Origin of the sequence: Streptococcus sp. 400_SSPC (assembly GCF_001072745.1) — a bacterium.
Classification (GTDB): Bacteria; Bacillota; Bacilli; order Lactobacillales; family Streptococcaceae; genus Streptococcus; species Streptococcus xiaochunlingii.
In genome coordinates, this window is sequence record NZ_JVIQ01000011.1 from 1 (window position 1) to 7,464 (window position 7,464).

Here is a 7,464-nt window from a genome sequence, read left to right on the forward strand (position 1 = left end):
TGCGGAGGTGGGACGACGAAATCGAATTCTAACGAATTACCGATTTCTGTCCCACTCTCTTCTATAAGTTCTTTCTTTTCTTAGCCTTCTTGGTCAAGGATACATCGCAATGATAAATTTCTTCTGTTAGGAGGGTCGTCATTGCAAAATCGTCAACTTCTGGTCTCAGATCCACTTCATAATCTAAGGTAAGCTGTTCCCCATTTTGGCTTGTATTGACCGAAATCAAATCGACTTCTGTACAATTGCGTTCCAATAAATGGCTGATCCTATCCGCAATCCTAGACTTATTTTCTAGCTCAATCGTCAGGTGACGGCGCCGTTGGTGGTCGGTCTTACTTTGCTTGGTTTCGAGCAAGAGCCAGATAGCTAACAGAAAGGCCGTGAACAAAACTGCCAATAAGAGGTAGCCCGACCCCGCTGCTAAACCAATAATCATGGCAAGGAAAATCGCGATCAATTCTCTAGAGCCGCTGGTAGCGGAACGAAATCGAATCAAGCTAAAGGTCCCTGCTACTGCGATCGAGGTCCCCAGACTCCCGTTCACCAGGAAAATCACCAGGGTCATCATGCAGGGAAGCAAGGTGAGACTGACGATAAATTCACGCGTATAGAGAGTACGGTATTTATAGGTCCAAGACAAGGCCATCCCGAGCACCAGGCTGACCAGCAAGGCTAGCATCAGGCGCACCGGATCTACGGTTGTCGTAGCGTTATTAAAAATAGAATCAAATAGATTAGACATAGGCAGCACCTGTCCTTTCTTGAATTGGCGTTGGTGCGTAGTCTAAGCCTTGTGACTTATGGTAGGCACAACTGTATTTCGAAAATTTCTGTTTGACCAGTCCGTACTTATCCAGAATGTCCTTCAGCCACTGAGGTTCTTCACCTGGGGCCTTGATTTCCATAATGATGGTATTTTCTTCTAATAAAGGCTCTCCAGCTTTCCCACGGAGGAGATTGACCTGCTGATCACGATAGACTAAGTTTTGGTCCAGGGTGACCCGAATCTTATTGTAAGGATAGCCTTGGATACTCTTCTTTTCTTTTAAGGACAAACGATCATAATGGATGTACATCTGAGGCTGTAGTCGGTAATCATAGCGCTGGCGCAGAGCTTGGATTTCTTGCACCAAGTCCAGATCCTGAATGGTCTGATCCACTAGTCCATCCGTCATGAGGCGGGTAATAGAGGTGGGGTTTGAGACCAGGCGGAGCTTGTGACCAATACCTTCTCCATCCTTTGATTTTACTTCTAGAAAAGCCGGACTCTCCACTGTTGGATGCTCCACATAGGTCCGCATACGGATCTTTTCTCGACGGTTCTGTTTAGCAAGGGCATCTTGGATCACATCAAAGTCTTCGGTATCAAAATAGACATTCGAAATCGTAGAGATGGGATAATCGTCTTCAACAACATATTTCTTCAAATCTTTCAATAAATCATCCAAGTCTTCTTTATTCACCACATATTTGGTTTCAATCCGCTTGAAGCTTGTCTCTACCGTTTTTTTCATATTTTTCTCCTTTTGTTCTATAAAAAGTTGGTCATTTTCTTTATCGTTATTTGTTGCAAAGCCACAAGTCGCTTTACTTGTTCCTTAGTTTAGTTGCCTTTTCTTAAGCTTTCATTAAGCCAAACTTAAAGAAAACTAAAGTTAAGGTTCCTTTCAGAAAAACTTCAGGAAACTTTCAGCTAGCAACTTTAGACTAGGAGCATATCAATGGAACGAGAGGAAAAGCTCATGAAATCAAACAAATGGAAATCCTTATTAACGGGGGTCGCTACCCTCACCTTACTGACAGCTTGTTCCCAAGCGTCATCTCAATCAGCTACAACAAGCAATACGCCCCAAACAACTGCTACTACTAATAAAACAACCAACACCAACTATTTTACAGATAAGGACAAGGACACCTCTTATGATGAAAGTACCGCCTCTACTGTCAAACTGTCTGGATCTTCTGCAAGTGTATCGGGTGACGGCGTAGCTGTTTCTGGATCTACTGTGACCATCTCTAAGGCCGGAACCTATGTCATCTCTGGTGAATCTAATGGGGTTCAAATCAAGGTCGAAGCAGATGATTCAGATGATGTTCATATCGTCTTAAAAGGGGTTACCATGACCAACACCAACGCGCCAATCTCTGCTACGAAAGCAGGACATGTCTACTTGACTCTAGCAGACGGCACGACCAATACCCTATCTGATTCCAGTTCAAATAATGATGAAGATGCCGATGCGGTCATCTTCTCTAAAGGCGACCTCACCATCAATGGTTCAGGTACGCTCAACATTGATGCCAAGAAGAACAACGGGATTAAGGCCAATGATACCCTCCACATCACAGGTGGAACCTATAAGATCACGGCTGTAGGAGATGCCTTCAACGTCAATGACGAACTCAATATCACTGGTACGACCATGACCATCGATGCAGATGAAGATGCAGTCAAGGTGGATAATGATGAAGATACTTCGGTCGGAACCATGTATCTGTCTGACAATACCATGACCATTTCAGCTGGGGACGATGGCATCCATGATTCTGGTGATCTAGTCATCGATAGCGGAACTTACAAGGTGACCGAGTCTGTCGAAGGCCTTGAAGGAAAATCAATCACCATTAACGGTGGAGATATCACCATCTACGCAAGCGATGACGGTGTCAATGCGGCCAATGCCAATGCCAACCAAGATGAAATTTTCTTCACCATGAATGGTGGAACCCTCAACGTTGAAGTTGGGCAAGGCGATACCGATCCAATCGACTCTAACGGCAATGTCACTGTGACTGGAGGAACCATCAATTTGACGGGACAATCCGGCTTTGACTTTGATGGAACAGCTACCTACACAGGCGGAGATATCTATATCAACGGTGAAAAACAAACAGAAATTGTCAACTCCATGCCTGGAGGCGGTGGGGCTCCCGGAGGTGGCGGACCTCAAGGCGGTGGACCTGGCAAGCCTGGTGGACGCTAAGTCCTTCTTCCAAGGCCACTAACTGAAGCACACAAGAGTTATTAAAAGATGACTCCCTCGCTTCAAATGAGATCACAAGGAGCTGACCCTTACAGGAGAGAAAGCTTGTATGAATACCTACTTCGTACAAGCTCTCTCCTGTTTTTTCGTGCTTTCCAAGCTTTTATAGTGTACAATAGAAGAAATAGCGCTCTATGATTAGAAAGGGATTTATATGATGTCTAAAAAAATTACTCTCCTTGCAACGCTCTTTTTGAGTCTTTTCTTCTTGACAGCCTGTATGTCTGATTTTCAATCATATTTCAAACCGGAAGAAACGAGCTCTCGTGCCTCTTCTAAAAAACAAGAGAAAAGTGAAAAAGAAGCCTCATCGTCAAAAAAATCATCTAAAGCTAGCTCTTCCAAAAAAGAGAAGAAAGAGTCTGAGACAGAAACCAGCTCTAGCAAAAAAATGGAGGAGCTCCCTGCCAATGCTAGCGAAGCTCCAACAGACAAGATCTATGCAACAGGCGATTCTGTCGTTTACTATAGAAAAGATGGCGATACATTAGAAGCCGCAACACCGGATTACGAAGGCTATACTAAAAAATTTGTTCAAAAAATTCTTGGGGAACCTGAAAATGTCCTTAACGACCCAAAGTATCTGGTAGAAACCTTCTCAGAAAAGGAACGGGAAAACCTCGTGAAACTATATCAAGAGGGACACTTAACAGATGAACAGCTTCGTGCTTTTTGGGCTGGTGCGATCGATATCGCTCAAGCCACTAGGTTCGGTCAAACGTACACGGTTTATATCTACAAACAGGGCCAAGTACAACTGGTCTTCAAAGAAGATAACCTTATCTACATCACTCCAAATCCAGAAGTGCTTTATTTTAACTAAGAAAAAGCCCTCTTCTCTATTGAGAAGAGGGCTTTGTTTCACATGAAACTTTAGATAGAGGAAGCTTAGTCTTCTTCCATCTTTTGAGGTTGATAGGCCATCATTCCTAGACCAATACACAAGCCCAAAACTAGGGTAAGGAAGGTGACTTGCCCACCTATCTGACCAGATAAGGAAATGGTTTCCCTTAATCCCGATACGGTATAACTCATTGGCAACAGTGGGTGAATAGTTTGGAAGAAACGATTGGTGAGGGCAAGCGGATAAGTCCCTGCACTAGAAGCCAGTTGAAGGAGCAAGAGAATCAAAGAGATAAATGCTCCGACCTTGTTGTTCCATGTCGTTAAGGCGGTTACCACGGACATGAAGGTCACACTTCCTAACACACAGAGGAAGAGAGTCAAGCTTTCATGGTTTGCCGCCATTCCGAGCAGGTGGACAGCTCCGTTGACCAGGACACCAGCCAAGACCGCAATCATCCCGTTCACTTCCAATCTCGATTTAAGCCAAGCCCAACGACTTTCTGGATGACGCCCAGATGGCAATTTGGCAAAAATCATATTGGTAGAGAGAGCCGCGACGAAAAGGGCAACAGATATCATATAAGGCGCCATTCCTACTCCGTTCACTGAAACATTGTCATGGTCTGTCTTCGAAAGAGTGATTGGATCTGACAATACGCTTGCATTTTCTTTTTCAGTGCTAGCGCTATTTAGTTGGTCCTTAGCTGAACTCAAGCCTTGACTAAGATTTTGACTACCTGTTTGGAGATCAGCCAAACCTCCGACAAGAACCTGACCCCCTGCCGCTAATTGACCAGAGCCATCAGCTATCTTAGTTGCACCATCCGCCAATTGCTGAGAACCTGATAGTAACTGACCTGATTTATCCGATAACTGATCAACTCCTGATACCAGTTGATCAACACCGCTAGCCAAAACCGGTGTTTGACCATTTAGTTGACCGATCCCACTAGCTAGCAATCCAGCGCCTGTTGTTAATTCGCTAGACTTACTAGTCAATTGGTTGGCTCCTGAAGCTAATTGATTCATTCCAGCAGTCAGAGTTGGCATTTTCCCATTTAGGTCTCCCAATCCTGCTGCTAGTTGATTACTTCCCATTACCAAGTCACCAGATTTCTGATCCAGCTGACTTGTCCCCGCACTCAATTGAGTAGCTCCTGCAATCAAGCTACTGCTATTATCCGTAAGCTGACTAGCTCCACCGGCTAACTGATCCACCCCTGTCGTATAGAGTTGAACGCCCTGGCTAAGGGTTTGGCTTGCTGGTAGAAGTTGCTCTGTCACTGCGGTCTGTAGGGAGCTCAAGCTAGTTGAAAGAGTATTCAAGGTAGACGAAGCTGTTGGCAAGATCTGGTTGGCACTTTCTTTTACTGTGGCCAAGGGACTCTCGGTTGTTAAGCTTTCTTGCAAGCCTTGAACAGTGGTTAAAATCGCTTGAGCAGCAGTCTCCGTGCTACTTGAAGTAGCAGAGACAGCAGCCGTCATTTCTGCCTGTTGCTCAGCTGTCATCGATTGATAGGCAGCAGTAGCTTGAAGATTTGCTAGCACTGAATTGCGGTCAGCCTGTGCTGCTGCTGAAATCCCTTGAGCAGAGGTGGCGATGCTTGCCAAAGCTGTGCTGAGTTGACTGGTATCTCCGCTCGTATTCTGAATAGCTTCATTTAATTGGGTGAGGCTTGCTGTTAATTGGGCAAGTTGCTCTTGTTGATTTGGTTGCGGAGTGAGTTGTGTGGATAAGGTTTGAATGCCTGTCTCTAACTGAGATACTCCGTTTCTTAAGGCTTCCGATTGGCCGCTTAATTGACTAGCTCCACCACTGAGAGTAGCAAGCCCTGAGCTATAGCTGGTGAGGCCAGCCGTCAAGTTACTAGCACCAACATTCAACTGACTAACTCCCTTTGTGTAGGTATCCAGTCCCGTTGAGAGAGTCGTCATCCCTGTATGCAATTGGCCAATCCCAGAGGCTAACTGTGGCGTTTGACTAGCCATTTGGTTTAAACCATTTCCCAGTTGTCCAACTCCCGACGTATAGGTCGTCAAACCACTACTAAAGGTTGTAAAGCCATCATGAAGTTGCCCAACTCCCGACACGAGAGTCGGAACTTTTTCCTGCATTTGATGAAGACCAGTTCCTAATTGGCCAACTCCATTGGTGTAGGCCAAGAGACCAGTGCTAAGAGTCTGTGCCCCATTTGAAAAAGACAGACTCGAGTTGGACAAGGTGGTCAAATGGTCTGTCAAGGTCTGTCCACCCTCTTTTAGCTGACCAGCACCGGTCGCTAATTTCTGGCTTCCTTCCGCTGCTGTTCCCATACCTGTCTTCAAACTTCCCATCTTTTCGAAAAGAGCGCTGGTATAGGTTTGGGTGACATTGCTAGCAACGGTTTGCTGGATTTTTATCATGGCTGAATCACTCATCTTACCAGCAATAAAGCTATGTCCACTAGATGTTTGGTAGGCAATGGTCATCTGTTCTGGGTGATTGGTTAAGATAGAAGCAGCTTTAGCAGATAGATCCTTAGGCAAGGTCACCACCATATAGTAATCACCCTTTTCCAACCCATCTTTAGCTGCTTTTTCATCGACAATATGAAAATCCAGGGCGTCACTTTTCTCAAAATTGGACACCATGTCTTTTCCGATTGTCAATTCTTCTTCCTGATAACGAGCTGGCTGGTCTTGATTTACAACTGCTACTGGCAGGTCGGAAACCTTGCCATAAGGATCCCACATAGAGGATAGAAAGATCACATTGTAGAGAGCTGGTATCAAGGCAACCCCGATCATCACAACGATAAAGGTCGGTTTCCTAAAAATCGCTTTCCATTCCTTAAACATTTTTCGTCTCCTTTTTATACACATTGTCTAATTTTTTTGATATAATTGATTATACAGTTCTTTTTAAAAATCGCAAGTTAAAAAAATCATTTTTGGACACTGTGTATAATTTTGTGTATAAAAGAGGGAGACTAGAATGGTTACCGAAAGCAACAAGCGAATAAAAACAAAACGGATCATCCAGGAAGCCATGGTTGACCTGCTTCATAGGGAGTCCTTTGATGAGATTTCAACTGTTCAGTTGGCAAAAGAGGCTGGTATCAGCCGGAGTAGCTTCTATACCCACTACCGTGATAAGTACGATATGATCGAGCGCTACCAACAGGAATTTTTCCACAAAGTTGAATACATCTTCGACAAACAACAAGATGATAAACACCAAGCTGTTACCGAAGTTTTCGAATTTCTCACCAAGGAGCCCCTCTTTGCTGTCCTTCTAACCGAGAATGGGACAAAAGAAATTCAATCCTTCTTGCGACACAAGCTACAAGTTCTACTAGTCGATAGCTTGCAAGAACGTTATGGCCATCGATCTTTGACCGAAATCGAAAGAGACTATAGTTCCGTCTACCTCACCAATGCCTTCTTTGGAGTCTGTCAAATGTGGGTGGCCCGTGGGCAAAAAGAAAGCCCCCAACAAATGGCGGACTTCCTATTAAAAATGCTGGAATAAAAGAGAGTGGGACAGAAATCGGTAATTCGTTAGAATTCGATTTCGTCGTCCCACCTCCGC

6 protein-coding genes are annotated in these 7,464 nt (G+C 44.6%); 3 read left to right on the forward strand and 3 right to left on the reverse strand.

Features of this window, described 5'->3' with window-relative positions:
- Positions 1 to 61: 61 nt before the first annotated feature.
- Positions 62 to 745, reverse strand: a complete 684-nt coding sequence (locus tag ADH49_RS02480) for a DUF4956 domain-containing protein (protein WP_048689030.1) — start codon at positions 743 to 745, stop codon at positions 62 to 64.
- Entirely contained in the window at positions 738 to 1,517 is a 780-nt protein-coding gene (locus tag ADH49_RS02485) for a polyphosphate polymerase domain-containing protein (RefSeq protein ID WP_048689033.1), read from the reverse strand. The genes ADH49_RS02480 and ADH49_RS02485 overlap by 8 nt, the downstream gene beginning before the upstream one ends.
- Positions 1,518 to 1,745: 228 nt before the next feature.
- Between ADH49_RS02485 and ADH49_RS02490 the strand changes: the two genes are divergently transcribed.
- Positions 1,746 to 2,987 carry a carbohydrate-binding domain-containing protein gene (locus ADH49_RS02490; protein ID WP_192831860.1) on the forward strand — a complete coding sequence of 414 codons (1,242 nt, stop codon included), beginning with the start codon at positions 1,746 to 1,748 and terminating at the stop codon, positions 2,985 to 2,987.
- 217 nt (positions 2,988 to 3,204) lie between these two features.
- Positions 3,205 to 3,870 carry a DUF4947 domain-containing protein gene (locus tag ADH49_RS02495; RefSeq protein ID WP_223356315.1) on the forward strand — a complete coding sequence of 222 codons (666 nt, stop codon included), beginning with the start codon at positions 3,205 to 3,207 and terminating at the stop codon, positions 3,868 to 3,870.
- A 65-nt stretch (positions 3,871 to 3,935) separates the two neighbouring features.
- Here ADH49_RS02495 and ADH49_RS02500 read toward each other — a convergent pair whose 3' ends face one another.
- A complete protein-coding gene (locus ADH49_RS02500) occupies positions 3,936 to 6,731 on the reverse strand; it encodes a YhgE/Pip domain-containing protein (protein WP_048689044.1) in 2,796 nt (931 codons plus the stop codon).
- A gap of 136 nt (positions 6,732 to 6,867) precedes the next feature.
- Here ADH49_RS02500 and ADH49_RS02505 point away from each other — a divergent pair, with 136 nt between their 5' ends.
- A complete protein-coding gene (locus tag ADH49_RS02505; RefSeq protein ID WP_006595361.1) occupies positions 6,868 to 7,404 on the forward strand; it encodes a TetR/AcrR family transcriptional regulator in 537 nt (178 codons plus the stop codon).
- The last annotated feature ends 60 nt before the right edge of the window (positions 7,405 to 7,464 follow it).